This is a genomic window from Mitsuaria sp. MSU3D (assembly GCF_056867975.1).
Genome location: NZ_CP200314.1, coordinates 2,694,221 through 2,718,011, shown reverse-complemented (window position 1 = coordinate 2,718,011; position 23,791 = coordinate 2,694,221). Strand labels below are relative to the sequence as shown.

The following is a 23,791-nucleotide window of genomic DNA, read 5'->3' as shown; positions in this document are numbered from 1 at the left end:
GGGACTGTAAGTTCTTCCGACAAGCGCAGGAACCCCTCACCAGAGGGGCTTTCCGCCCTCAGCGCAGGGCCTGGCTCAAGGCCAGCGCCTCCTTGTGACTGTCGAACGCGGTGCTGCGCAGCGCGGCATCCAGTTCCTCGCGCGCTTCGGTCTTGCGCCCCGCCTTGGCCAGCGCCGCAGCAAGGTGATAGCGGATGTCCGGGCTGTTGGGCTCCCGCAGGCGCGCATCGCGCAGCAGGGGCAGCGCGCGCTCGCCGTTGCCGGCCAGGTGGTAGGCCCAGCCGGCCGTGTCGATGACGGACGGATTGCGCGGGTCCAGCGCCAGGGCCTTCTCGGCCATCGCCGCAGCCGCCGCCGCCTCGCCCTGACGGATCATCGTGCTCGCCAGGTTGTTCAGCGTCTCGACATCATTGGGCCTGAGCTTCAGCGCAGCCTCGTAGCTGCGCCGGGCCGCCGGGAACGCCCCGGCGCGTGCCTGGGCGTCGCCCAGCGCCTTCCAGGCCGCGAGGTCGGCCGGATGCGTCTTCAGCCAGCGTTCGGCCAGGTCCTGAGCGGCCTTGCCGCCCGCGTCCTGCCGGCTCAAGGCCCGCATCAGCGCCAGCAGGCTGCCGCTGGTGGGCTGGATCTCATGGGCCTTGCGCAGCGCTTCCAGCGCCTGGGCGGGCTGCTTGCGAGCCTGCGCGACGTCCGCCAGCAGCGAATATCCGAGCGCCATCTGCGGCCGCAGCTGGACCACCTGCTTCGCCTGCTTCTCGGCCAGCGTCAGATTGCCCTGCTGCATCGCAACCGTCGAGGACAGGGCCAGGGCGCCGACATGCTGCGGCGCGGCCTGCAGCGCCTTGTCCAGGCTGTAGGCGGCGCCGACCAGGTCACGCGCATCCAGTTGCAGCCCGGCGATCTGTGCGAGCGGATCCGCGCCGAATCCCGACCGCCGCGCCGCGCTGGTCAGCGTCGCCGTGGCGCCCTTGACGTCGCGGTTCGCGAGCTGCGCCCGGGCGTAGGTGATCAACGTCTGCGGATCGTCGGGCGCCTTGCCGAGCAGCTTGCGGGCCGCTTCCAGTGCCGGTCCCGGCTGTTCCTGCTTCAGCAGCCAGGCGACCAGGGCCTGGTCCGCCCGCGTGTTGCGCGAGGTGCTCACGTCGGTGGCCTTGGACAGCCAGCGCTGCACCTCGGCCGTCTGGCCGCGGGCCTCGCTCAGCAGCGCCATCTCGTAGAGCGCCTCGGCGTTCTTCTCGTCCGTCTTCAGCAGGGCCGTCAACCGCGTCTGGGCCGCGTCGAACTGGCGCTCGGTGATGTCGACGCGCACCAGCCCGAGCTGCGCCTCGACCAGGCCGGGGTCGAGCTGACTGGCCTTCTGATAGGCCTCGCGCGCGCCGGCCGCGTTGTTGGCCGCCCGGCGCGCCACGCCGAGCTGGATCCACGCCGTGGGGTTGTTCGGGTCCTGCTTGACCAGCTTGTCCGCGATGCCGACCGCCTTGGCCGTCTGCCCGCCGCGCAGGTAGAGCGAGACCAGCGCCATGCCCGCGTAGACTTGGCGCGGGTCACGCTGGAAGGCCTTCTCCAGCTCGCCGACCGCATCGCCGGACTGGCCGCCGCGCAGCAGCGACAGGCCGAGCGCGGTGCGGAACTCCGGCGCGTCACGGGACTTCAGCGCCTCCTGCATCAGCGTGGCGGCGCGTGCATGGCGGCCCTGTGCCATCTGCAGCGTGGCCATCATCACGAGCGCCTGGCCGTCGCCGGGGTAGGCCTTGAGGTAGGACTCCAGCACCTCGCCGGCGCGGTCGAGGTTGGGCTCCGCCACATAGACCTGCGCCAGCAGCTTGGACAGCGGGCTGTTGGGCGTCTGGCGCTGCGCGTACTCGAGGTAGGGCTTGGCCTTCTCCATCTCGCCCAGGCCGAAATGGGCCAGACCGTTGAGCATCAGCGCCTGGGGGCGGAAGCGGATGAACTCGATCGGCACCGGATCCAGCTCGTTGGTGACGGCCTTCAGCGCGGCCTTGGCCGCAGCGGCGTCGTTGCGGCGCTCGGCGAGCACGGCGCTCAGGTAGAGGGCGCGGGGCTCGCTGGGGACCAGCTTCAACGCGGACTGGACCTGCGCCAGCGCTTCCGCGTCGCGGTTCAGGTCGATCAGCAGGCCGCCGCGCGCCAGTTGCGCTTCGAGGTGGCGCGGATCGGCCGCGATCGCGCGTTCGTAGCCCTTGAGCGCTTCATCGAGCTTGCCCTGCACATGCGGCACGGTGGCGCGCTGGTAGAGCGCCTCGCTGTGGCCCGGTGCCAGCCGCAGCGCCTGGTCGGCGGCGGCGGTGGCCTGGTCGAACTGGCGCGCACGCAGGCGCAGCGGCACCTCGGCCAGCCAGGTGTCGGCGTTGTCCGGAGGAATGGCGCGCGCCAGGTCGATCTGGGCCTGCGCCCGCGTCGGGTCGCCGAGGTCCGAGGCCGCCGCCGCGCGCACCAGCAGCAGCGGCTTGCGGATGTTGTCGGGCAGGCCGTCGGGGACCAGCGCCGGCTGCTTGAACACTTCGGGCTGCTTGCCCTGCGCGACCAGCGCCTGCGCCAGCGGCACGGCCACTTCGGCGCGGTTGATGCCTTGCGACAGCGCCTCGTTGAACTCGATCTCGGCGGCCGCGGCCTCGCCGCGCATCAGCAGCGCCTTGCCCAGCAGCACATGCACCGCCAGCATCCGGGCGTCCTGCTGTAGCGCGTTCTTGAGCTGGATGACGGCGCCGTCGAGGTCCTGGCGTTCGAAGCGCTTGAGCGCGTCCTCGTAATAGCGCGCGGCCTTGGCGCTGTCCGCCTGCGCCGCCGGAGCGCACAGCGCCAGCAGCGCCGCCGTCAACGCCGCAGCGGCGGGACGTCGCCAGCCAGGCTTGCGAAGAGTGCTCATGTCGTCCCCCGGGGATGTTGTTCTGTTGCGCGGCGGATGCCGTCGCGGCGCGCACGCGGGCAGGGCGCCCGCGTGGCGGAGCGGGACCGGCGCCCGACAGGCGCCCGGTCCGCGCCGAAGATCACTTGCGGTAGTTGTCGAAGCTCAGCGGCAGATCGGGCAGTGCCTTGCGCAGCGCGGCCTGCGCGCCCTGCAGGTCGTCCAGCGACTTGCCGGTGATGCGCACGATGTCGCCCTCGATCTGGGCCTGCACCTTGAGCTTGCTTTCCTTGATCGCGGCGACGACCTTCTTGGCCTCGGGCGCCTCCAGGCCGTTCTTGATCTTGTAGACCTGCTTGACGCGGTCGCCGCCGAGCTTCTCGATCTTGTCCTGCTTGTCGACGAAGCCGAGCACGACGCCCTGCTTGGTCAGCTTCGAATAGAGCACGGCCTCGATCTGCTCGAGCTGGAACTCGGCGTCGCCGGTGGCGTGGACTTCCTTTTCCTTGTCCTTCCACTCGATGGCGGCGCTGGTGCCCTTGAAGTCGAAGCGGGTCGCGATTTCCTTGGCGCTGGCGTCCACGCTGTTGCGGACCTTCACCATGTCGGGTTCGAGGACGGTGTCAAAGCTGGGCATGTGTACGGCTCTTTCAGAGGGGGAGGGCGGCGACCGGTCGTCGGGGGCCGTCCTCCGGGGGATCCTTGGGGATATGGGCGAGAATTCTAGCCATGCAGTCTCCCGCCATCCCCCCCTCGACCGAGCGCCGCGAGGGCGTCGTCATCGAGCACGACGTCAACCTCAAGCCCTACAACACCTTCGGCCTGCCCGCGACGGCGCGCCGGCTGGTGCGCATCCGCGAGGAACTGGACGTCCGCCGCGTCGTCGACCACCCGGAACTGGGCCGCGCGCCGAAGTTCGTCCTGGGCGGCGGGTCGAACCTCGTGCTGACGCGGGATGTCGATGCGGTCGTGCTCAAGATGGAGATCATGGGCCTGAGCGTCGAGGAGCGCGACGACTGCTGGATCGTCGAGGCCGGCGCCGGCGTGCCCTGGCACGAGGTGGTGGCCGGGTCGCTGGCGCAGGGCGTGCCGGGGCTGGAGAACATGGCGCTGATCCCCGGGACCGTCGGGGCCGCGCCGGTGCAGAACATCGGTGCCTACGGCGTCGAGCTGAAGGACCGGCTGGAGAACGTGGACGTCGTCGACCTGACGACGGGGCGCCGCGTGACGCTGCCTGCGGCGGTGTGCCGCTTCGGCTACCGCGACAGCGTGTTCAAGCAGACCGGCTACGGCGGCCTCGCGGGCAAGAGCGTGATCACCAAGGTGCGCCTGCGCTGTCCCAAACCGTGGCAGCCGCAACTGGGCTACCTGGACATCGAACGCAAGATGGCCGAGACCGGCATCACCGCACCCGACGCGCGCCAGGTGTTCGAGTGGATCTGCGAGATCCGGCGGGCCAAGTTGCCGGACCCGGCGCGCATCGGCAACGCGGGCAGCTTCTTCAAGAACCCGGTGGTCAGCGCGGAGCAGTGCCGCGACATCATTGCGCGCGACCCGCACATCGTGCATTACCCGATGCCTGACGGCAGCTTCAAGCTGGCCGCGGGCTGGCTGATCGATGCCTGCGGATGGAAGGGCAAGAGCGTCGGCGGCGCGGCGGTGTACGAGAAGCAGGCGTTGGTGCTGGTGAATCGCGGCGAGGCCCGCGGTGCCGAGGTCGTCACGCTGGCGCGGGCGATCCAGGAAAGCGTCTACGGCCGCTTCGGTATCCGGCTGGAACCGGAGCCGGTGGTCGTCTGATCAGATCCAGTGGAAGCCTTTGGCCATGACGGCGACGAGGCTCAGCGCGACAGTGATGAGCGCGCCGAACAACAACCGGAAGTCGTGGGTGCGGATCGCCGAGATGTCGGCGCGCATCTCCTTTCGGAACTCGCGAAACTCACTCTTCAACTCGCTGACTTCGTTCTTCAATCCATGCACGTGGGTCTCCAGGACCGCCACCCTGACGGCAAGGCCGCGATCGTGGGTCGGCACCGAGGCGCGGTCAATGGCCTCGACAGGTAGAGTCAGGTGATGTGGCGACGTCATGCGAGGATCTCCGGCAACGCCTGACCCCATGAACTCATTGGACATGAGACTGCTCATCGGGTGGCTCCTGAAATGGGACGAAAGGAATGCGTCCAATGTCTGCCGAATCGGCGCGAGCCGCTAGTCGGAAAGTCGCCCTCCGAAGAGGGGTTGAAGGGTGCAGACCTTTGGGGGATCAGGAGAGCAATCCCCACGTCCGCAGAAAATGCCGCGTCATCGCCGCGAACGGCTGATCGCCGTCGGCGCGGCGGCGGATGCCGGCGAGGACCTTCGCCGCGTTCGGTGACGCCGGATCCATCTCCTGGAACGCAAGCGCCAGCGTGCGCAGCAGGTCGTAGTGATTCCAGCGCAGGCGCAGCAGCTCCGTGCGGTTGAGGCCGAGCACCTCGTCGGCCGCCTTCGCCGCGGCCTTGGCTTTCGCTGAACGTCCTCGCGCGATGAGCCAGACCTCCTTGGTCTCTTCGATCGCGTTCCACGACAGCAGCTTCTCGGGATCGACGAGGTAAGGATCCGGAAGATGCGGCTGCTCGCCCGCGAAGAAGCGCTTCAGCGATGCGTCCGTGGCGCCGGCCGGATCGAGGCAGAAGCTCGCGGCGAGCGCCGCCGCCTTGGCCGCGTCGACGGGCTGTGCGGCCGGCATGCGTGGTGGCTTCAATCGCGCGCCGGTGACCGGAAAGCTGTTGCCCTTGTAGACCTGGTTGCAGACCTGGCAGCTGAAGGTGTAGTTGTCGACGCAGTAGGCGAGCCACCAGTACAGGTCCTTCGGCCTGAAGTGCTCGACGTCCCCGTGCGCGACCACGGCCGTGTCGGCCTCGCAGTACGCGCACTTGCCAGCCGAATCGAGCTTGAGCGCGGGCTTCGCGGTCGACCAGATCTGGCGCGCCTTGGGCTTGAAGTCGACCCGGCCGCCGTCCTCGTAGAAGTAGCCCTCGAGCTTGAGCAGCCGCTGCTGCAGCTTGGCGCCGGTGAATGCGCCCAGGCTCGCGGCGTCGCGGCCGCGCCGCAGTCGGATCACTTCGAGCGCTCCACCCGCTTCACCGCCGCCCTCAGCTTGGTCGGCGACAGCGCCGGTGCCGGTGCCGGCTTGGCCGGCTTCCGATCGGCTGCGGTGCCAGAGGACTTCCTCGCGACGGTCTTGCCGACGGCGGCCTTCGTGGCGGGCGCGGACTTCGCAGCCTGCTTCGCGATCGTCGTCTTGAGTTCCTTCAGCAGCGCGGTCTGCTGCCGCGCGTAATCGGGCACCGCGTCCCATTCGGGCGCGACGCGAAGCACCTCGGCGCTGCGCTGCAGCTGCGTGTGCTCGCGCGAGGTCAGCGCCTTGCCTTGCGTCTTCGTTTTCGTGTGCAGCTTGCGCGCCGTGTTCCGCGCGGTTTCCACCGCCACCGAGTCCATCGACTCCAACCCGAACATCGGGCTCATCAGCAGCTGGTGCAGCATCATGAGCCGCGGTTCGCCGACGAAGGGCACCAGCGTCGGCCGCTGCTTCGGTCCTTCGCGTCGGATGACGAAGAGCTCGCCTTCACCGCTCTGCTGCGCGGTCAGCGCCGAGTGCGTCGTCGCGATGAACTGGAAATGCGGCAGCAGGGTCGACAGGAAGTCCACCAGTTGCCGCCGCCACACCGGGTGCAGGTGCAGGTCGAGCTCGTCGATCAGCAGCACGCCGCGCGTGGCCAGCGGATCCTTGCGATCAGGGAAGGCTTCGGTGATGCGGAAGAGCAGGTCGCCGCACCATGCCGCCATGTTCTGGTAGCCGTCGGACAGCTGGTTCAACGGCACTTCGCCGTCGACCGTCTTGAACATCAACTGGCCCGACTCCTTGTCGATGCGCGAGAAGTTCATGCCCCGCATCAACTGGTTGAGCGCCGCGCGGATCGGCGCCAGCGCCGCGTCGCCGCGCCGGTAGTCGAGGTCCATGGCCCAGCGCTGCAGCGACACCAGCGACGCGTCCGGCGAGAACATCGAGGCCAGCGCGCGTGCCCGCGACGAGCGCGCCGAATCGTCCAGCGGACCGCTCGAGCGCTTGCCGCCCTCCGGCGGGCGGCGCGAGACGCCGTAGCCCAGCACGAAGTAGTTGCGGTCGGCATGGCGGATCGCCGCGTCCAGCGCTTCCAGCGTCTGCGCGTTGCGCTCGAAGATCTCGCGCAGGCCGTCGCCGCGATGCAGCTCCAGCGCGATCTCGCGCGGGTCACCCTTGGCCGTCACCAGCGTGCCGGCGATGCGGCACTGCCGCGCGCCATTGCGGATCCAGCTGTCGGTGTCGCCGAGCAGCTCGGGCAGGGCCTCGCTGCCCGCCAGCAGCAGGCCGATCGCACGCAGCACGGTGCTCTTGCCGCAGCCGTTCTCACCGAGCAGGAGCGTCCAGCGCCGGTTCGTGCCGGGCGGCGCGTCCGGACCGGCGCCGAAGTCGATCGCCAGCGACGCCATCGAGCGCACATTGGTCAGCGCGATCCGGGACAGGTACATGGGCGGGGCTCTCCGTGGTGGAGAGGGACTATAAGAGAAGGCTCGTGGGCTTCAGCGAAGACGGCCCGCCGTGCCGTCGGCGCGGCCGGGCCACTTTCAAGCCACTTTCAAGCCGCTTCCAAGCCGTTTCAGGCAGCTTCAGGCCTCGCCCGCGACGGCGCCAGCGTCTGCAGGCACGCGCGCAGGGTCTCCAGCTCGACCGGCTTGGCGAGGAAGGCGCTGATGCCGGCCTCGTCGGCCTTCCGGCGCGACTCCTCGAACGCGTCCGCCGAGAACGCGATGATCGGCAGCCGGCCGCGCGGCGCCGGCAGTTCGCGTATCAGCCGGGTCGCCTCGAAACCGTCCATCTGCGGCGTGTGCAGGTCCATCAGCACGATGTCGAACGGTTGCTGACGCAACGCATGCAGCGCCTGCAAGCCGTTCTCGCACAGGGTCGGATGATGGCCGAGCCGCTCCAGCATCGCCTCGATGACGATGCGGTTGGTCGGGTTGTCCTCGCTGACCAGCACGCGCAGGCCGGTGACCGGCTGGGCGGCGGCCGTCGCGTCCTGCGCCCCAGGGTAGGCGTTGGCCGCATTCGAGGCCTCCGCAACACCTGGCACGATGCGCCCCGGCGGCAGCTCCGCACCGGCGCGCAGCGGCAGCGCGAGCGTGAAGCGGGCGCCTTGGCCGACCGCGCTCTGCACGTGGATGTCGCCGCCCATCGCACGCGCCAGCCGGCGCGAGATCTCCAGCCCCAGCCCCGCGCCGCCGTGACGCCGCGAGGTGCTTGCGTCGCCCTGGCTGAAGCGCTGGAACAGCCGCGCCTGCGTCTGCGCGTCGATGCCGGGCCCGGGGTCGCTGACTTCGACCATCAGCAGGTCCTCGCCCAGCGCGCCCACACCGCACCGCATCTGGCAGCCGACCTGACCGCGGTCGCAGAACTTCAGCGCGTTGCTGAGCAGGTTCAGCAGGATCTGGCGCAGCCGCGTCGGATCGGCCAGCAGCCAGCCGGGCACGTCGTCGTCGACGCCGAAATGCAGCGACAGGCCCTTGGCCGCCGCCTGCGGCCGGCTCAGCGCCTCGAGTTCCTTCATCAGCGCGCCCGGCTGCAGCGGCTCCGGCGCGATCGACAGGCCGCCGGCTTCCATGCGCGTCACGTCCAGGATGTCGCCCAGGACCGCCAGCAGATGGCGCGCGCAGTCGTTCGCGGCCTTCAACTGCTCCTGCTGCGCGGACGTCAACGGCGCCTCCTTGATCAACCCCAGCATGCCCAGCAGCCCCTGCAGCGGCGTGCGCAGCTCGTGGCTCATGTTGGCAAGGAACACCGTCTTGGCGTGGTTGGCCGCGTCGGCCTCGCGCTGCGCGTCGGTGAGCCGGGCGGCCAGCGCCTTCTGCTTGTCGCCGTAGCGCTCGAGCCCGCGGAACTGGCGGTAGATGACGGCCGCGAACAGCAGCGTCATCGCCGACAGCGCCGCCGTCAGGCCCAGGCTCACGCGGCTCTGGTTGCGCACGATGTCGTTGCGCCGGGTGACGTCCTCGGCGACGTGGTGGGTCGAGGTCAGCGACAGGTCACGGATCGGATCGGCCAGCGGCTCCAGCCGGTCGATGATCGCGACGATCCGCTCCGGATGCTCGCGGATCAGCGCGCCGTTGAGCGGCAGCGCGTCGGCCCAGCGCACGAAGTCCTGCGTGCGCGCGAGCGTGCGCTGGTAGTCCGGATGATGCGCCAGCACGAGCGCGGCGTGTTCGCTCTCCACCAGGTTCAGGCGGCTGACGAAGATCTCGTAGCGTTGCGCGACCTGGTCGGGATCGACCGCCACGCTGGGCCCGGCGGCCTGCTCGAGCGCCAGGCGCAGCTTCAGGTATTCGCTCTCGAACTGGAACAGGCTCCAGACGAGGTAGTCGTCCTGGTAGCGCCGCGTGCCGTTGAGCGCCTCGTACTGGCGCGCCTGCAGCCAGGCGACGCCCGCGAGCGCCAGCACCAGCAGCAGGCCCATCGCGGAGACGGCGATGCGCCAGCGGCGCTTGGCGTTGGCCTTGGCGCTCACGAGGCGGGCGGCGTCGCGTGTCATGCTCAGCGCAGCTCCAGGTGGGTGAGCTGCCACGCCGAGCGACCGTAGAAGATGCTGCTGCGCAGTTCGGGCGCGCGGTCGAACGGGTAGATCAGGAACAGCGGGCCCTTGTCGCGCACGGCCATGGGCTTGTCGTCGATCAGCCGCGCGACGATCACGTCGTAGCGCGCGCTGTCGTCGACGGGAATGCTGACGCGGTAGTCGTTGAGCGCGCGGGCTTCGATCGTGCGGCCCTGCGCGCCGGCGGCGGCGAGCACGTCGCGCAGCAGCGGGCCGGTGAACTTGCGCGGGCTCGGGTACCAGGGGGTCTGTGTGCTGAAGCTGACCTGCGGCAGCTTTTCGAGCATGGCCATGTCGAAGGCGGCACGGCCGTCGCGGTTGGCGTTGCGCAGCGCGCCGCCGACGGTCAGCACGACCGGACCGGCGGGCAGGTCCAGCGGCGGCGCGGCGGGGAGCGCCCACGCCGTTGATGCGTCGGTGGATCCCAGGACACAGGTCAACAGCCCCAGCAGGGTGGAACGGCGCGCGATCAGCATGGACGGAGGCACGACCCGGCCTCGCATCGACGCTGCCGGATCGGAAGCGGATGCCGTACGGGACATTGGTGAAAGCCCGCATGCTACGCGCGGCGCCCGGGCGGAGCATCTACGGGACCACCCCAATGGCGGGGATGCAGTCTGGTTTACGCCACACGTGGGCGTGGAACGCGCGGGCTGGGCGCTTGGACTGCGGTGGGCCAGGCGCGGGCACTCCACGGCGCTGGGGGCATCCCTCCGGGAACCCCCAGCGCCATTCCGGCCCCATCGGCGCTCGCTGTCCTCGCGCTCCGTCGGGGGTTGTCGCTGCCGTGACAAGGTGGGTCGTGAGACCGACTGAAGATCGGTCCAAACAAAGACAGGAGACAGATCGATGACGCGCGTGGTCACCCCCCGTCCCGAGAACGCCGACGTGCAGTACAGCCATTGGCCGGCCAGGTTGCCGCGGCGGCTGGCGATTCCGCGGACCTCGCTGTGGTTCAACCTCGAGGTCGCCGCGAACCGTTATCCGGACAAGGCGGCGACGCAGTTCCTCGGTGCGACGCTGAGCTTCCGCGAGATGCGCCGCCAGGCCGAGGCGCTCGCCGGCTGGTTGCGGGCGCAGGGCGTGGGCAAGGGCGACCGCGTCGCGCTGTTCCTGCAGAACTGCCCGCAGTACCTGATCGCGTTCTATGCGATCAACCGCGCCGATGCGGTCGTGGTGCCGGTCAATCCGATGAACCGCCAGGACGAGTTCGGCCATTACCTGACCGACCCCGAGACCAAGGTCGTGATCTGCAGCGGCGAGCTCGCCGGCATCGTCGCGAAAGCCGCGGAAACCCTGCCGGTGTCGCAGCGTCCGCGCGCGGTGCTGGTGACGCAGTACTGGCAGATGCTGCCGCCCGCCGGCCCCGATCCCGCCTGCGATGCGCCCGAGGCGATGCGCGCCTGGTTGACCGCCGTGCACGAGCTGCCGCCGGGCGCGACCGACTGGCGTGAGGCGATCGCCGCCGGCCTCGTGCCGGGGCCGCACACCGCGGGGCCCGACGATCTCGCGATGCTGCCCTACACGTCGGGCACCACCGGTCTGCCCAAGGGCTGCGTGCACACGAACGCGACACTGATGGCCAACAGCTGCGGCGGCTGCCAGTGGGGCTATGCCAGCGCGGAATCGGTGGGACTGGCGGTGGTGCCGATGTTCCACATCACCGGCACGCTCTACGGGGTGCTGGGCCCCGTGTTCATCGGCATGACGCTCGTGATCATGCCGCGCTGGGACCGCGAGCTCTGCGGGCGGCTGATCTCGCGCTACCAGGTCACGCACTGGACCTGCATCCCGACGATGATCATCGACCTGTTCGCCAGCCCCAACTACAAGTCCTTCGACCTGCGGAGCCTGCGCTACCTGAGCGGCGGCGGCGCGGCGATGCCCAAGGCCGTGGCGGAACGGCTGCAGGAAGAGTTCGGCCTGACCTTCGCCGAAGGCTACGGCCTGACCGAGACCGCCGCGCCCAGCCACGGCAATCCGCCCGAGCGCGCGAAGCTGCAGTGCCTGGGCATCCCGATCTTCGGCGTCGATTCGCGCATCGTGGATCCGACGACGCTCGAGGAACTGCCGGTCGGCGAGGTGGGCGAGATCATCACGCACGGCCCGATGGTGTTCCAGGGCTACTGGCGGCAACCGGAAGCGACCGACGCAGCCTTCGTCGAGCTCGACGGCAAGCGCTTCTTCCGCACCGGCGACCTCGGACGCATGGACGAGGAGGGCTACTTCTTCATCACCGATCGGCTCAAGCGGATGATCAACGCCAGCGGCTACAAGGTCTGGCCGTCGGAAGTCGAGATGCTGCTGTACCGCCATCCGGCCGTGCAGGAAGCCTGCATCATCGCGGCCAAGGACGCTTATCGCGGCGAGACGGTGAAGGCCGTCGTCGTGCTGCGCGCCGAGGCCAAGGGCAAGACCACCGACAAGGACATCATCGATTGGGCCCACGAACACATGGCAGCCTACAAGGCGCCCCGCATCGTGGAGTTCGTCGACGCGCTGCCCAAGTCGGGGTCGGGGAAGGTCATGTGGCGGCTGCTGCAGGAGAAGGAACCGACGTAAGAGCACCTCGCCGACTGCCCTCGGGCAGGGCCGGGGCAGGCGACTCCGGTCGTGCCTCGGGCGCTCAACTCCCTTCGCTCACCTTCGGCTCGCTGCGGTCAGACAGAACGCGCCTGGTCAGTCTTGACGGCACGACTTCGTCGCCTGCCCCGGCCCTGCCCGAGGGCAGTCAGAATCGCGAACCGGGCTGTTGCAGGAACTCAGTCTCCTCAGGGGTGCTCTCGCGGGCGAGGATCTCGTTGCGATGCGGGAAACGACCGAAACGGACGATGACGTCGCGGTGCCTGCGCGCGTAGTCCAGCGCGTCCATCAGGCGCTCGTCCTCGGTGGCCAGCGCCTCGAAGATCGCGACGCTGCGGTCCTGCATCGCGAGGTCCTCGGCGTGCTCCAGTGGCATTGCAACGAACCAGCGCTCCAGCGTGCCGAGGTCCTGCGCGCGCGGCAGCAACGTCAGCGCGGCCTCCAGCGCCAGCGCGTCACCAGCGAAGGACGTCGGCGTGTCGCGGTGGACGTTGCGCGTGAATTGGTCCAGCACCAGGATTCGCGCCAGCGCGCCCCAGGCCGTGGAGTCCCATTCGCGCAGGCCGCCGCGCAGCGCCTGCTCGATGACGGGTCCGAAGCGCTCGCGCAGCGCCGCGTCGAAGGCCGCATCCTTCTTGAACCACTTCATCTGGACCTGGCCGTCCTGCTCGCTGCCGGGCAGGCCGAACCATTCGTTGAGCACGCGCTGTGCCGGTGCCGGCGTCAGCAGCCGTTGCCAGCGCGGATGCCGCAGCAGCCAGTGCCGCACGTAGCTGCAGCCCGGCACCAGCTGCAGCGGGAACTCCGCCAGCCAGCGCGCGGCGGCCTCCACCAGCGCGGCCGCGAGGCCTTGCCCGCTCAACTGCGCTGGCACGCCGGTGTGGGTGATGATCAGCTGTTCGCCGTGGCGCTCATAGTCGAGCCGGCATTGCAGTCCGGGTTGCGGCTGCGCAAGAAAGCATCTCGCGTCGGGATGATGCTGGATGACCAGATTCAAGATACGTCTCCACGAGGGGACTCCCTGCCGAGTTGCCGCCACAGGTAGGCGAACTCGAGGGCTTGCAACAGCGCCCGCTGCTGGTTGTCCGCAGCGCCGCCGTGGCCGCCCTCGATGTTTTCGTAATAGAAGCACGCCTGGCCCAAGGCCAGCATGCGAGCCGCCATTTTCCTCGCATGGCCGGGATGCACGCGGTCGTCACGCGTCGAGGTGGCGAACAGCGCCCTCGGATACGTGACGCCCGGCTTGAGCTGCTGGTACGGGCTGTATGCGGCGATGTGCGCCCAGTCGTCGGGGTCGTCGGGGTCGCCGTACTCGGCCATCCAGGAGGCGCCCGCCAGCAGCAGGTGATACCGCTTCATGTCGAGCAGCGGCACCTGGCACACCACCGCGCCGAACAGCTCCGGCCGCTGCACCATGCAGGCCCCGACCAGCAGCCCGCCGTTGCTGCCACCCATGATGCCCAGCCGTTCAGGCCGCGTCAGGCGGTGGGCGATCAGGTCCTCGGCCACGGCGATGAAGTCGTCGAAGCTGCGCTGCTTGTGCTCGAGCGTCGCCGCCTGGTGCCAGCGCGGACCGTACTCGCCGCCGCCGCGGATGTTGGCGACCACCAGTTGCCCGCCGCGCGCGAGCCACGCCCGGCCGTTGCCGCCCGAGTACCACGGCTGCAGCGAGACCTCGAAGCCGCCGTAGCCGTAGAGCAGCGTCGGCGTCTCCTGTTGCGCCTGCGCACTGCGGCCGCGCTTGCCGATGACGAAGTAGGGCACCGTCTCTCCGTCGGCGCTGGTGGCGAAGCGTTGCTCGACCGTCATGCCGTGGGCGTCGAACTGCGCGCCGCGCTGCTTCAGCGTCTCGCGCGTGTCGACGCCGGCCTGCGCCAGGCAGACGACGTCGGGCGTGAGGAAATCGCAGTAGTGCAGCAGGTAGCGGTCGCCGAGCGCGTCCTCCAGCAGCTCCGGGTCGTGCAGGCTCTGCACGCTCAGCGTGCCGGGGAAGGGCGCCTTGACCTGGCGCAGCGTCGGCGGCCGGTGCGAGAGGTCCCATTCCTCGAGCCGGCTCGCGACGTGCTCGCTGACGTTGATCAGCAGGTGGTGGCGCGTCAGCGTGTAGTCCTCGAGCGAGCGCCCCGCCGTCGGCGAGAACATCACCCGGATGTGCTTGTCGTGCCGCTCGTTCTTCCAGAACGACGCTTCCTCCATCAGCAGCAGCGAGCCCGACGGATAGGTCGGCCCGTGCGGGATGGCCCAGTCGGTGCGTGGACGCAGCAGCATCCATGGACCTTCCAGGTGGACGCTCATGTCGCTGGGCAGGTCGATCGGGACAAAGGCGCCGTCCTTCCAGAGGAAGCGCGCTTCGTTGTAGAAGTCCAGCGCGCGGCTGAAGACGACACGCTCGAAGCCCGGCGTGCGGTCGACCGACGCGGAGACGGAGACGTCCGCCTTCTCGCCTTCGAAGATCACCGGCGCGGTTTCGAGCGGCGTACCGCGCGCCCAGCGCCGGACCTGCCGCGGATAACCCGACTCGGTCAGCGAGTCCGGCCCGAAATCGCTGCCGACCAGCAACGTGTCGGCGTCCAGCCATTCGACGTCGCTCTTGGCTTCGGGCACGAAGAAACCGCCGTCGGTCGGCGCAATGAAGCGCAGCGTCTCCAGGTCGAATTCGCGCAGCTCGTGCGCGTCGGCGCCACCGTCGGACAGCGACACCAGGCAGCGCCGGTACTCGGGCGCCAGCGCCGTCGCGCCGTGGAAGACCCAGCTGCGGCCCTCGTCGCGACCCAGCGCGTCCAGGTCCAGCACCAGGCGCCAGGGCGGTTCGGCGAGCTGGTATTCCTCCAGCGTGCAGCGCCGCCACAGGCCGCGCGGATGGGCCTCGTCCTGCCACAGGTTGTAGAACCAGTCGCCGCGCCGCGCGACGTGCGGGATGCGGTCGCGGGCGTTGAGGATCTGCAGCAGCTCCTCGCGCACCGGTTCAAACTCGGGCTCCGCCTTCAGCGCGGCGAGGGTGGTCTCGTTACGCTCGCGCACCCATTGCAGCGCGCGTTCGCCCTCGTCGCCCTCGAGCGCTTCGAGCCACAGGAACGGATCGTCCCCGCCGGCGTGGGCCGCGACGGGGTCGATGGAGGCCGTGGGTTCGGCGGAAGCGGAAGGCACGGATTGCGACACAACGGTCTCCTGATCAAGCAACTCCCCGGGCAACTCCCTTTCCCGCCTGCGGGAGAGGGCAGGGGGGAGGGCAGGGGTGAGGGCAGGGGTGAGGGCTGGGGTCTGCGCACCTCACCTTACTCCAGGTCTTACTCCTCGCGTTCCTTCAGCAATTGCGGCGTGATCTCCACCGCGCCCTTCTCGGTGCTGACGTACGCCGTTCCATCCTGGATGCTGACCTGCCACTGCATGCCGCGCTCGGCGAGTGCGGCCAGCGCCTGGGCCTGCTCCGCCGGAATCTGCCACACGGCCAGCTTGGGCGTGCGCTGCAGCTTGTTCTGGATGCCGGCCCACCACACGGGCGTGCTGGACGCGTAGCCGATGACGGTGACGCGGTCCGCCCGGCCATGCGCCTGGCGCAGGCGGCGTTCGTCGGGCTGGCCGAGTTCGATCCAGTGGACGACCTGGCCGGTCAGGTCGAGCTGCCACAGCGGCGGTTCGTCGACGTCGGACAGGCCCTTGCTGAACTCCAGCTTGCCGTGCAGGTCGTCGGCCGGCACGTTCAGCGCGTACGCGAGGATGCGCAGCATCATCCGCTCGTCGGTTTCCGACGGGTGGCGGGCGACGGTCAGGGAGTGCTCGCCGTAGACATGGCGGTCCATGTCGGAGAGCTGCAGCTGGGCTTTGTGGATGGTGGCCTTGAGCGCCATGGTGGGGTGCCGCCCGAGGCGGTCGTGTGCGGGGTGGACAGCCTGCCGTGCGGGCTGCACGCGGGCCGGAAACGATCTGAAGCGGCGCATTATCCGGGTCGTGGCATCATGCCGACCCGCACAGCGGACCGGTCGCGAGCCGGACGGTCCGTACCGACGAGACAGCGCCCATCCGGCGCAATGACTTGAGAGACGACATGAACACTCTTCGCACCTCCCTCGCCGTCGCGGCATTGCTGGCCTGCGGTCTGGCCTCCGCCCAGACGAGCGGCCAGACGAGCGCGCCGGCCAAGCCCGCCGCCAAGCCTGCCACGTCCGCCGCTCCGGCCGCGGCCACGACCACCAAGGGTGGCAAGGGCAAGCTGATGACGCGCGACGAGCTGCGTACCTGCATGAACACCAATCAGCAGAACGAAGCCACCGCCGCGGAACTCGACAAGAAGAAGGCCGAGGTCCTGAAGGAGCGCGACGAGCTGCGCGCCGCCAAGGCCGACTCCGACAAGTTCGAGGCCGACATGCAGGCGCAGAGCACGGCCCTGAAGGCCGAGATCGACGGCGTCAAGGCGTTCGGCGCGGAGATCGAGGCCGGCGCCGCCAAGATGGAGAAGGCGGAACTGAAGGCCAAGCAGGAGGAGTACCAGGCCCGCGCGAACGCGCTGCAGCCGAAGATCGACGCCTTCAACAAGGCCCGCAACGACCGCGTCGAAGGCAACAAGGCCTTCAACGTCCGCGTCGAGGCGCACCAGAAGCTCGCCGACGACTTCAACGAGGCCGTCGAGGATCTGAACGACAAGCGCAACGACTGGAAGTTCAAGTGCGGCAACCGTTCGTACGACGAGGCCGACGAGATCGCGATCAAGAAGGAACAGAACAAGAAGTGATGAGGAAGGGGCAGACCCGATGAGCACCAATCCGCTGCTGTCCGCCTGGACCGGCCCGTACGGGCTGCCCCCGTTCGACGCGATCCGCGCCGAACACGTCGAACCCGCCTTCGACGCCGCGCTCGCCGCGCACCGCGCCGAGCTCGACGCGATCGCCACGAATCCGGCCGCGCCGGACTTCGACAACACGCTGGCCGCGCTCGATCGCGCGGGCCGCGCGCTGACGGCGCTGGAACATCTGTTCTCGACGCTGAGCGCCTCGGCCAGTTCGCCCGAGCTGCAGGCCGTGCAACGCCGCATGGCCGCGCCGCTGGCGGCGCACACGAACGCGATCTACCTGAACGCGGCGCTGTTCGAGCGCGTCGAGCGGCTGCATGAACAGCGCGCGTCGCTGGGCCTGCCGGCCGAGTCGCTGCGGCTGCTCGAACGCGTGCACCTGGACTTCGTCCGCGCCGGCGCCCGCCTGCAGGGTGAGGCGCGCGCGCGTTACGCCGCGATCATGGAGCGGCAGGCCGAACTCAACACCCGCTTCGCGCAGAACGTGCTCGCCGACGAAAGCGGCTACCAGCTGGTGCTGCGCGGCGAGGCCGAACTGGCCGGGCTGCCGGACTTCGTCCGCGCCGCCGCGCGGCAGGCCGCGCTGGAACGCGGGCAGGCGGAAGCGGGCGTGCACGTCGTGACGCTGTCGCGCTCGCTGATCGTGCCCTTCCTGACCTTCAGCGAACGCCGGGACCTGCGCGAGCAGGCCTGGCGCGCCTGGGTTGGCCGCGGCGAGATTCCCGGCGAGACCGATAACCGAGCGCTGGTGCGGGAGCTCCTCGCGCTGCGCCATGAGCAGGCCGCGCTGCACGGTCACCGCAGCTTCGCGGACTATGCGCTCGCCGACACGATGGCCGGCCGGCAGTCCGCCGTGCAAGACCTGCTGGACCAGGTCTGGGAACCGGCCAAGGCAGCCGCCGCGCGCGAGCGGGCGATGCTCGACGAGGTCCGTGCGCAGCTCGGCCACGACCTGACGATCGAGGCCTGGGACTGGCGCTGGTACGCGGAGAAGGTCCGCCAGCAGCGCTTCCAGCTCGACGAGGCCGAGGTCAAGCCCTACTTCCCGCTGGACGCGATGGTGCAGGCGATGTTCGACTGCGCCTCGCGGCTCTACGGCCTGCGCTTCGTCGCGCAGCCGCAGGTCGCCGGCTACCACCCGGACGTGAAGGTCTACGAGGTGCAGCGGCCGGACGGCTCGCTGCGCGGGATCTTCGTCCAGGACAACTTCGCGCGTCCCACCAAGCGCAGCGGCGCCTGGATGAACGCGCTGCGTTGGCAGGCCCGCAACGGCATCGACGCGTTGCCCATCATCCTGAACAACAACAACTTCGCGAAGGGCGCGCCGGGCGAACCAACGCTGCTGTCCTTCGACGACGTGCGCACGCTGTTCCACGAGTTCGGCCATGGCTTGCACGGCCTGCTGTCGGACGTCGAGTTCGAGCGCCTGTCCGGCACGCAGGTGCTGCGCGACTTCGTCGAGCTGCCGTCGCAGCTGATGGAACACTGGATGGCCGAGCCGGAGGTGCTCAAGCGGCACGCGCGCCATTACAAGACCGGCGAGCCGCTGCCCGATGCGTTGCTCGACCGCCTGAAGGCGGCCGCGACCTTCAACCAGGGCTACGAGACGGTGCGCTACTGCGCGTCGGCGCTGGTGGACCTCGCGCTCCACGGGCGCGAGCAGGCCGAGGCGCCGGATCCGGTCGCCTTCGAGCGCGAGACGCTGGAACGCCTGGGCCTGCCGCCGGCGATCGGCATGAACCACCGGTTGACGCACTTCCAGCACCTGTTCTCCGGCAGCTATTACGCGTCCGGCTACTACGTCTACCTGTGGGCGGAAGTGCTGGACTGCGACGCCTTCGAGGCCTTCGTCGAAGCCGGCGATCCGTTCGACGCGGCGACCGCGCAATCGGTACTGGCCAACATCCTGTCGGTCGGCAACAGCCGCGAACCAGGCGCGACCTATCGTGCCTTCCGTGGCCGCGATGCGCGCGTGGAGCCGATGTTGAAGGGCAGGGGACTGATCCCCGCCTGATGCGCGTGCGCTGACATCACGCGGATACCGCGTGGATATCAGTCGGATATCAGGCGGTCATCCGACTGACGAGGGGCCCCGGAAGGGGCCCCTAGTTCATGGGGCAAACCCTTCCGACGGTTGTCATTCATCGCGCCCTGCCGCAGTTCATCGCCGGCTGGCACGGGTTGGTCGCAGCCGACTTTCGCTAGGGGTTAACCCCGGCAATCATTCGTCCCATGCCGCAAGAGCAACCCGCGGCCCCGGAGGACGAGATGAACACCATTCGCTGCTACGACCGATTCACGAACGTCAAGCGCGTCGCCGCGCTGATCGGCGTCGCGACCGGCATCGCCGCGGGCCTGCTGCTGGCGCTGCCCAGCCGCGCCGAAGAGCCGCAGCGACTGCCCACTGTGGTCATCAACGGCAAGTCGACCCAGACACTGGCCGCGCTGCGCGCTGCCGGCGACGTGCGGACGCTGCCGACGGTCGTCGTCTCGGCCCGCCGCGCGGATCGTCCGATGGACGGCGAACAGGTGGCCGCGCGATGAGCGAACACGACGTCCTGTCCGGCATCCGCCTGTCATGGCCGGCTCCGCTCCAAGGGGCGATGCAGGGGGCAACCCCAAGGGCGATGGCGGGCGCAGAGCGCGCCGCGGCTTCAGCCTCGCGTCAGCCGATTTCCCCCGTGCTCCCTATGATGGGGGGATGGACTCTGCCCACGCCGCCCTCGATTCCGTCGCTGCCGACGTGACCCCCTCGCCCGAGGTCGTCCCGCTGGCCGCGGCGACGCCCTCCAAGCTGCGATTCGCCGCCGTGACCGGTGCCGGGTCGGGCATCGGCCGCGCCGCCGCGCAGGCGCTGATGCAGGCCGGCTGGCAGGTGGCGCTGCTGGGCCGCCGCGACGAGATGCTGCGCGAGACCGCCGCGTTCGCCCCGGAGCGCGCACTCGTGCTGCCCACCGACGTCGCCGACGAGGCACAGGTCGCCGCCGCCTTCGACGCCATCGAACGCCGCTGGGGCCGGCTCGATTTCCTGTTCAACAACGCCGGTCGCGGCGCGCCCGCGTCGGACATCGACGAGCTCAGCATCGAGACCTGGCGCGCCGTCGTCGACATCAACCTGACCGGCAGCTTCCTGTGCGCCCGCGCCGCCTTCGGGCTGATGAAGCGGCAGTCGCCGCGCGGCGGACGCATCGTCAACAACGGCTCGATCTCGGCGCATGCGCCGCGGCCGGGGTCGATCGCCTACACCTCGACCAAACATGCCATCACCGGCCTGACGAAGACGCTGGCGCTGGACGGCCGCAAACATGACATCGCCGCGGGCCAGCTCGACATCGGCAACGCCGAGACCGACCTGACCGAGCGTTTCGTGCACGGCGTGCCGCAGGCGCACGGCGGCACGATGGTCGAACCGCGGATGGACGTCGCGCATGCCGCCAGCGCGCTGCTCTACATGGCGGAATTGCCGCTGTCGGCCAACGTGCCGTTCCTGACGGTCATGGCCACCAAGATGCCCTACATTGGTCGAGGATGATTTTTGGGGGATCCGGGGCGTGATGGCCCCGCGGACTTGAATCCGCGCGATCGCCCCGATCTGAAGGAACGATGAACGCTCTCTCCACGCTTTTCTCGATCGCCGCCCGCCTCGTGCTGGCGGTGGCTTCCATCGTGCTGTTCCTGGTGGTGCTCGCCGCCGGGCTGGTGATCTTCGGCGTCGTGCTGCTGTGGAGCCTGATCCGCGGCCGCAAGCCGACGCTGCACACGGCCACGTTCCGCCGCGCGGCCCAGTTCCGTTCGCAGGCGTTCCGACCAGGTGCGATGAACGGAATGAACGGCAGCCGTGCGCCGCAGGGCGAGGTGATCGACGCGGAAGTCCGCGAAGTCCCCAACGTGGATCCGCGTCTGGAACGCTGACAGCGTGGGGCCGCCGGCCCTCACCCCGCTCAATACTTCGGCGGTGCGCTGAGCTCGTCCCAGAGTTCGTCGTAGATGCGGTAGCGCGAGGGGCTGATCTTCCCCGCCTCGACGGCGACCAGCACCGCGCAGCCCGGCTCGTGCCGGTGGCTGCAGTTGTGGAAGCGGCACTCGCCCAGATACGGCTGGAAATCGGGCATGTAGCTGGCCAGGTCCGGTGCCGTGATCTGCCGGAGTCCGAATTCCTGGAAGCCCGGCGAGTCGAGCAGCGCGGCCTCTCGTGTCGCGTCCATCCAGTACCACTGCGTCGTGGTCGTCGTGTGGCGGCCCGAGTTCAGCGCCTGCGAGATCTCGCCCACCTGCGCCTTCGCATCCGGCACCAGCAGGTTGATCAGTGTGCTCTTGCCGGTGCCGCTGGGGCCCAGCACCAGCGTCGCCTGGCCGTGCAGCAGCGGTCGCAGCGTGTCGCTCGCCTCGTCGGGACGGCCCTTGAAACTGAGCTCCAGCACGCGCTGGCCCATCGCCTTGTACGGGGCGAGGCGCTCGCGCGCCGCGTCCGCGCCGGGCAGGTCCGTCTTGTTCAGCACGATGTCGGCGGTGATGCCGGCGCTGCGTGCGGCGATCAGCGCGCGGGTGAGCTGCGACTCCGAGAACTGCGGGTCCACCGCTACCAGGATCAGCAGCCGGTCCAGGTTGGCCGCGAAGCTCTTGGTCTTCCACTCGTCCTGGCGGAACAGCAGGTTGCGGCGCGGGTCGACCTTCTCGATGACGCCCTCGTGATCGCTGCTGCGCTGCCAGCGCACGCGGTCGCCGACGACGCAATCGCTCTTCTTGCCGCGCGTCAGGCAGTGGATGCGCTGGCCGTCGGTGTCCTCGACGACGTAATGCCGGCCGTGCCCTCGCACCACCAGGCCGGTCTGGACGTCCTTGCCCGTGCTCGTGCTCATGCGGGTTGTCCCGTCGGCGTGGCGGGCATCGATGGCGTCACGAGCGAGGCGATCGCCGCCAGCCGCTCACTGGCCGGCGGATGCGAGTAGTAGAAGCGCGCGAACACCGGGTCCGGCGTCAGCGTGCCGGCGTTGTCCTCATGCAGCTTCAGCAGCGCGTTCGACAGATCGGCACCGCTGGCCTGCGCGCAGGCGTAGGCGTCCGCCTCGAACTCGTGCTTGCGCGACCACAGCGACATCAGCGGCGTCAGGAAGAACGCGAACGGCGGCAGCGCCAGCATGATCAGCAGCAGCGCCAGCGCGTCGTTGGGCGCTTCCAGGCTGGGCCGCACGCCCAGGCCCAGGTAGAAGCCCGCCTGCGCGCTGAGCCAGCCCAGCAGCGCGAAGCCGGCCAGGCTCAACGCGAACATCAGCGCCATGCGCTGCGGCACGTGGCGGCGCTTGAAATGACCCAGCTCGTGCGCGAGCACAGCCTCGACCTCCGGCGGGTTCAGGCGTTCCAGCAGCGTGTCGAAGAAGACGACGCGCTTGGCCGCGCCCAGACCGGTGAAATACGCATTGCCGTGCGCCGAGCGCCGGCTGCCGTCCATCACGAACAGGCCCTTGGCCGCGAAGCCGCAGCGTTGCATCAGCGTCTGGACGCGCTCGCGCAGCACGGCGTCCTCCAGCGGCTGGAACTTGTTGAACAGCGGCGCGATGACGGTGGGGTAGATCACCAGCATCAACAGGTTGAAGCCCATCCACGCGCCCCAGGCCCACAGCCACCAGCCGCTGCCGGCCTTGGCCATCAGCCACAGGATCAGCGCCGCGATCGGCAGGCCCAGCAGTGCGCCGACCGCCAGTCCCTTCACCCCGTCGACGAGGAACAGCTTGAGCGTCGTGCGGTTGAAGCCGAAGCGTTCTTCCAGCCGGAAGGTGTTGTAGATCGACCAGGGCAGGTCCAGCACGCCGGACAGCATGGCGAACGCGGCCAGCAGCCCGAGCTGGTAGCCCATGTCGCCGAGCTCGGGGCGCCACGACAGCATCCACTGGTTGAGCAGGTCCAGCCCGCCCAGCAGCGTCCAGCCCACCAGCAGCGCGGTGTCCCAGGCCAGGTGCAGCGTGCCGAAGCGGCCGCGGGCGACGGTGTAGTCGGCCGCCTTCTGATGCGCCGACAGCGGCACCGTCCCGACGAACGCGGAAGGCACTGCGCCGCGATGCCGCGCCACATGGCGCATCTGGCGCGAGGACAGCCAGAGCTTGACCAGGAAGGACAGCATCACCGCGGCGACGAAGGCCGCGGTCAGCATCAGCGGGGAGTGGCTCAGCGCCGAGGGCGACGGAGCGGCGGCGAGCGCCGCGGGAGAGATCTGCATGGACGCAAGTGTAGAGGGGCCCGACTCGGCGACAATCGCGCCCAACCTGAAGGACAAGAACCCCATGACCACCGACACCACCGTCGCCCCCGCCGCTGGCGCCGGCGCCAATCCCGTGCTGCCGCTCAACGACCAGAACCTGATCTGGATCGACCTGGAGATGACCGGCCTGTATCCGGACAAGGACCGCATCATCGAGATCGCCGTCGTCGTCACCGACGCCCAGCTGACGGTGCGCGTCGAAGGCCCGGTCTTCGCGATCCACCAGTCCGACGCGATGCTGGACGGCATGGACGCCTGGAACAAGGGCACGCACGGCAAGAGCGGCCTGATCGACCGCGTCAAGGCGTCGACGATCGCCGAGGCCGACGCCGAGCAGCAGGTCATCGATTTCCTGAAGGCCTACATCCCGGCCGGCAAGTCGCCGATGTGCGGCAACTCGATCTGCCAGGACCGCCGCTTCCTGGCCAACTACATGCCCAAGCTGGAAGACTTCTTCCACTACCGCAACCTCGACGTGTCGACGCTCAAGGAGCTCGCCCGCCGCTGGAAGCCCGCCGCGATGGAGGGCTTCAAGAAGGCCCAGAAGCACACGGCCCTGGCCGACATCCACGAATCCATCGACGAACTGCTCCACTACCGCGAGCATTTCCTGAAGCTGGATTGAGTCCGGCTTCAGG

20 protein-coding genes are annotated in these 23,791 nt (G+C 69.4%); 8 read left to right on the top strand and 12 right to left on the bottom strand.

Annotated features, from left to right (window positions below):
* Positions 1-58: 58 nt before the first annotated feature.
* On the bottom strand, positions 59-2,884 hold the full coding sequence (gene prsT / locus AC1VNM_RS11950; protein ID WP_483107054.1) for an XrtA/PEP-CTERM system TPR-repeat protein PrsT: 2,826 nt from the start codon (positions 2,882-2,884) through the stop codon (positions 59-61).
* Positions 2,885-3,005: 121 nt separating this feature from the next.
* Positions 3,006-3,500 (bottom strand): YajQ family cyclic di-GMP-binding protein, encoded by a 495-nt coding sequence (locus AC1VNM_RS11945; RefSeq protein WP_297528740.1) that lies wholly within the window; start codon positions 3,498-3,500, stop codon positions 3,006-3,008.
* A 92-nt stretch (positions 3,501-3,592) separates the two neighbouring features.
* Here AC1VNM_RS11945 and murB point away from each other — a divergent pair, with 92 nt between their 5' ends.
* Positions 3,593-4,663, top strand: coding sequence for a UDP-N-acetylmuramate dehydrogenase (gene murB / locus AC1VNM_RS11940; protein ID WP_483107053.1), 1,071 nt, complete (start codon positions 3,593-3,595; stop codon positions 4,661-4,663).
* On the opposite strand, the gene AC1VNM_RS11935 is transcribed toward murB, so the two are convergent.
* The 5 genes from AC1VNM_RS11935 to AC1VNM_RS11915 all read right to left on the bottom strand — a co-directional run bounded on the left by AC1VNM_RS11935 (position 4,664) and on the right by AC1VNM_RS11915 (position 10,016).
* Positions 4,664-5,008: a hypothetical protein gene (locus AC1VNM_RS11935; RefSeq protein ID WP_483107052.1), complete on the bottom strand. Its 345-nt coding sequence runs from the start codon at positions 5,006-5,008 to the stop codon at positions 4,664-4,666.
* 118 nt (positions 5,009-5,126) lie between these two features.
* Complete coding sequence (locus AC1VNM_RS11930; RefSeq protein ID WP_483107051.1) at positions 5,127-5,966, bottom strand: HNH endonuclease family protein; 840 nt, start codon at positions 5,964-5,966, stop codon at positions 5,127-5,129.
* Positions 5,963-7,414 carry an AAA family ATPase gene (locus AC1VNM_RS11925; RefSeq protein WP_483107050.1) on the bottom strand — a complete coding sequence of 484 codons (1,452 nt, stop codon included), beginning with the start codon at positions 7,412-7,414 and terminating at the stop codon, positions 5,963-5,965. The genes AC1VNM_RS11930 and AC1VNM_RS11925 overlap by 4 nt, the downstream gene beginning before the upstream one ends.
* A 128-nt stretch (positions 7,415-7,542) precedes the next feature.
* Positions 7,543-9,468 (bottom strand): ATP-binding protein, encoded by a 1,926-nt coding sequence (locus tag AC1VNM_RS11920; RefSeq protein ID WP_483107049.1) that lies wholly within the window; start codon positions 9,466-9,468, stop codon positions 7,543-7,545.
* A gap of 2 nt (positions 9,469-9,470) precedes the next feature.
* On the bottom strand, positions 9,471-10,016 hold the full coding sequence (locus tag AC1VNM_RS11915; protein ID WP_377153506.1) for a putative pterin-binding protein: 546 nt from the start codon (positions 10,014-10,016) through the stop codon (positions 9,471-9,473).
* A gap of 361 nt (positions 10,017-10,377) precedes the next feature.
* On the opposite strand from AC1VNM_RS11915, the gene AC1VNM_RS11910 reads away from it, so the two are divergent.
* Positions 10,378-12,090, top strand: coding sequence for a long-chain fatty acid--CoA ligase (locus AC1VNM_RS11910; protein WP_377153508.1), 1,713 nt, complete (start codon positions 10,378-10,380; stop codon positions 12,088-12,090).
* A gap of 169 nt (positions 12,091-12,259) precedes the next feature.
* Here the strand turns inward: AC1VNM_RS11910 and AC1VNM_RS11905 are convergent, their stop codons facing one another.
* The 3 genes from AC1VNM_RS11905 to AC1VNM_RS11895 form a co-directional block, all read right to left on the bottom strand.
* Positions 12,260-13,108 carry a DUF924 family protein gene (locus AC1VNM_RS11905; RefSeq protein ID WP_483107048.1) on the bottom strand — a complete coding sequence of 283 codons (849 nt, stop codon included), beginning with the start codon at positions 13,106-13,108 and terminating at the stop codon, positions 12,260-12,262.
* Positions 13,105-15,270 (bottom strand): prolyl oligopeptidase family serine peptidase, encoded by a 2,166-nt coding sequence (locus AC1VNM_RS11900; protein ID WP_483107047.1) that lies wholly within the window; start codon positions 15,268-15,270, stop codon positions 13,105-13,107. The genes AC1VNM_RS11905 and AC1VNM_RS11900 overlap by 4 nt, the downstream gene beginning before the upstream one ends.
* Positions 15,271-15,398: 128 nt before the next feature.
* Positions 15,399-15,959, bottom strand: coding sequence for a YaeQ family protein (locus tag AC1VNM_RS11895; RefSeq protein WP_377153514.1), 561 nt, complete (start codon positions 15,957-15,959; stop codon positions 15,399-15,401).
* 197 nt (positions 15,960-16,156) lie between these two features.
* Here AC1VNM_RS11895 and AC1VNM_RS11890 point away from each other — a divergent pair, with 197 nt between their 5' ends.
* The 5 genes from AC1VNM_RS11890 (at position 16,157) to AC1VNM_RS11870 (ending at position 20,809) form a co-directional block, all read left to right on the top strand.
* Entirely contained in the window at positions 16,157-16,840 is a 684-nt protein-coding gene (locus tag AC1VNM_RS11890) for a hypothetical protein (protein WP_377153516.1), read from the top strand.
* Positions 16,841-16,859: 19 nt separating this feature from the next.
* A complete protein-coding gene (locus tag AC1VNM_RS11885; RefSeq protein ID WP_483107046.1) occupies positions 16,860-18,911 on the top strand; it encodes a M3 family metallopeptidase in 2,052 nt (683 codons plus the stop codon).
* Between the two features lie 254 nt (positions 18,912-19,165).
* On the top strand, positions 19,166-19,441 hold the full coding sequence (locus tag AC1VNM_RS11880; RefSeq protein WP_431104416.1) for a hypothetical protein: 276 nt from the start codon (positions 19,166-19,168) through the stop codon (positions 19,439-19,441).
* Positions 19,442-19,598: 157 nt separating this feature from the next.
* On the top strand, positions 19,599-20,429 hold the full coding sequence (locus AC1VNM_RS11875; RefSeq protein WP_377153522.1) for an SDR family oxidoreductase: 831 nt from the start codon (positions 19,599-19,601) through the stop codon (positions 20,427-20,429).
* A gap of 71 nt (positions 20,430-20,500) precedes the next feature.
* Positions 20,501-20,809, top strand: a complete 309-nt coding sequence (locus tag AC1VNM_RS11870) for a hypothetical protein (protein WP_483107045.1) — start codon at positions 20,501-20,503, stop codon at positions 20,807-20,809.
* A 29-nt stretch (positions 20,810-20,838) separates the two neighbouring features.
* On the opposite strand, the gene rsgA is transcribed toward AC1VNM_RS11870, so the two are convergent.
* Both rsgA and AC1VNM_RS11860 read right to left on the bottom strand, forming a co-directional pair.
* Entirely contained in the window at positions 20,839-21,756 is a 918-nt protein-coding gene (rsgA, locus tag AC1VNM_RS11865; protein ID WP_483107044.1) for a ribosome small subunit-dependent GTPase A, read from the bottom strand.
* Entirely contained in the window at positions 21,753-23,063 is a 1,311-nt protein-coding gene (locus AC1VNM_RS11860; RefSeq protein ID WP_483109268.1) for a M48 family metallopeptidase, read from the bottom strand. Before AC1VNM_RS11860 ends, rsgA begins: the two co-directional genes overlap by 4 nt.
* Positions 23,064-23,175: 112 nt before the next feature.
* Between AC1VNM_RS11860 and orn the strand changes: the two genes are divergently transcribed.
* Positions 23,176-23,778 (top strand): oligoribonuclease, encoded by a 603-nt coding sequence (orn, locus tag AC1VNM_RS11855; protein WP_431104412.1) that lies wholly within the window; start codon positions 23,176-23,178, stop codon positions 23,776-23,778.
* Positions 23,779-23,791 lie beyond the last annotated feature (13 nt).

Coding starts and splice junctions, on each gene's coding strand:
- AC1VNM_RS11925 (WP_483107050.1), bottom strand. CDS start 7,414: ATGTACCTGTCCCGGATCGCGCTGACCAATGTGCGCTCGATGGCGTCG.
- AC1VNM_RS11880 (WP_431104416.1), top strand. CDS start 19,166: ATGAACACCATTCGCTGCTACGACCGATTCACGAACGTCAAGCGCGTC.
- AC1VNM_RS11890 (WP_377153516.1), top strand. CDS start 16,157: ATGAACACTCTTCGCACCTCCCTCGCCGTCGCGGCATTGCTGGCCTGC.
- AC1VNM_RS11920 (WP_483107049.1), bottom strand. CDS start 9,468: ATGACACGCGACGCCGCCCGCCTCGTGAGCGCCAAGGCCAACGCCAAG.
- AC1VNM_RS11875 (WP_377153522.1), top strand. CDS start 19,599: ATGGACTCTGCCCACGCCGCCCTCGATTCCGTCGCTGCCGACGTGACC.
- orn (WP_431104412.1), top strand. CDS start 23,176: ATGACCACCGACACCACCGTCGCCCCCGCCGCTGGCGCCGGCGCCAAT.
- AC1VNM_RS11910 (WP_377153508.1), top strand. CDS start 10,378: ATGACGCGCGTGGTCACCCCCCGTCCCGAGAACGCCGACGTGCAGTAC.
- AC1VNM_RS11945 (WP_297528740.1), bottom strand. CDS start 3,500: ATGCCCAGCTTTGACACCGTCCTCGAACCCGACATGGTGAAGGTCCGC.
- murB (WP_483107053.1), top strand. CDS start 3,593: ATGCAGTCTCCCGCCATCCCCCCCTCGACCGAGCGCCGCGAGGGCGTC.
- AC1VNM_RS11895 (WP_377153514.1), bottom strand. CDS start 15,959: ATGGCGCTCAAGGCCACCATCCACAAAGCCCAGCTGCAGCTCTCCGAC.
- AC1VNM_RS11870 (WP_483107045.1), top strand. CDS start 20,501: ATGAACGCTCTCTCCACGCTTTTCTCGATCGCCGCCCGCCTCGTGCTG.
- AC1VNM_RS11885 (WP_483107046.1), top strand. CDS start 16,860: ATGAGCACCAATCCGCTGCTGTCCGCCTGGACCGGCCCGTACGGGCTG.
- AC1VNM_RS11935 (WP_483107052.1), bottom strand. CDS start 5,008: ATGAGCAGTCTCATGTCCAATGAGTTCATGGGGTCAGGCGTTGCCGGA.
- prsT (WP_483107054.1), bottom strand. CDS start 2,884: ATGAGCACTCTTCGCAAGCCTGGCTGGCGACGTCCCGCCGCTGCGGCG.
- rsgA (WP_483107044.1), bottom strand. CDS start 21,756: ATGAGCACGAGCACGGGCAAGGACGTCCAGACCGGCCTGGTGGTGCGA.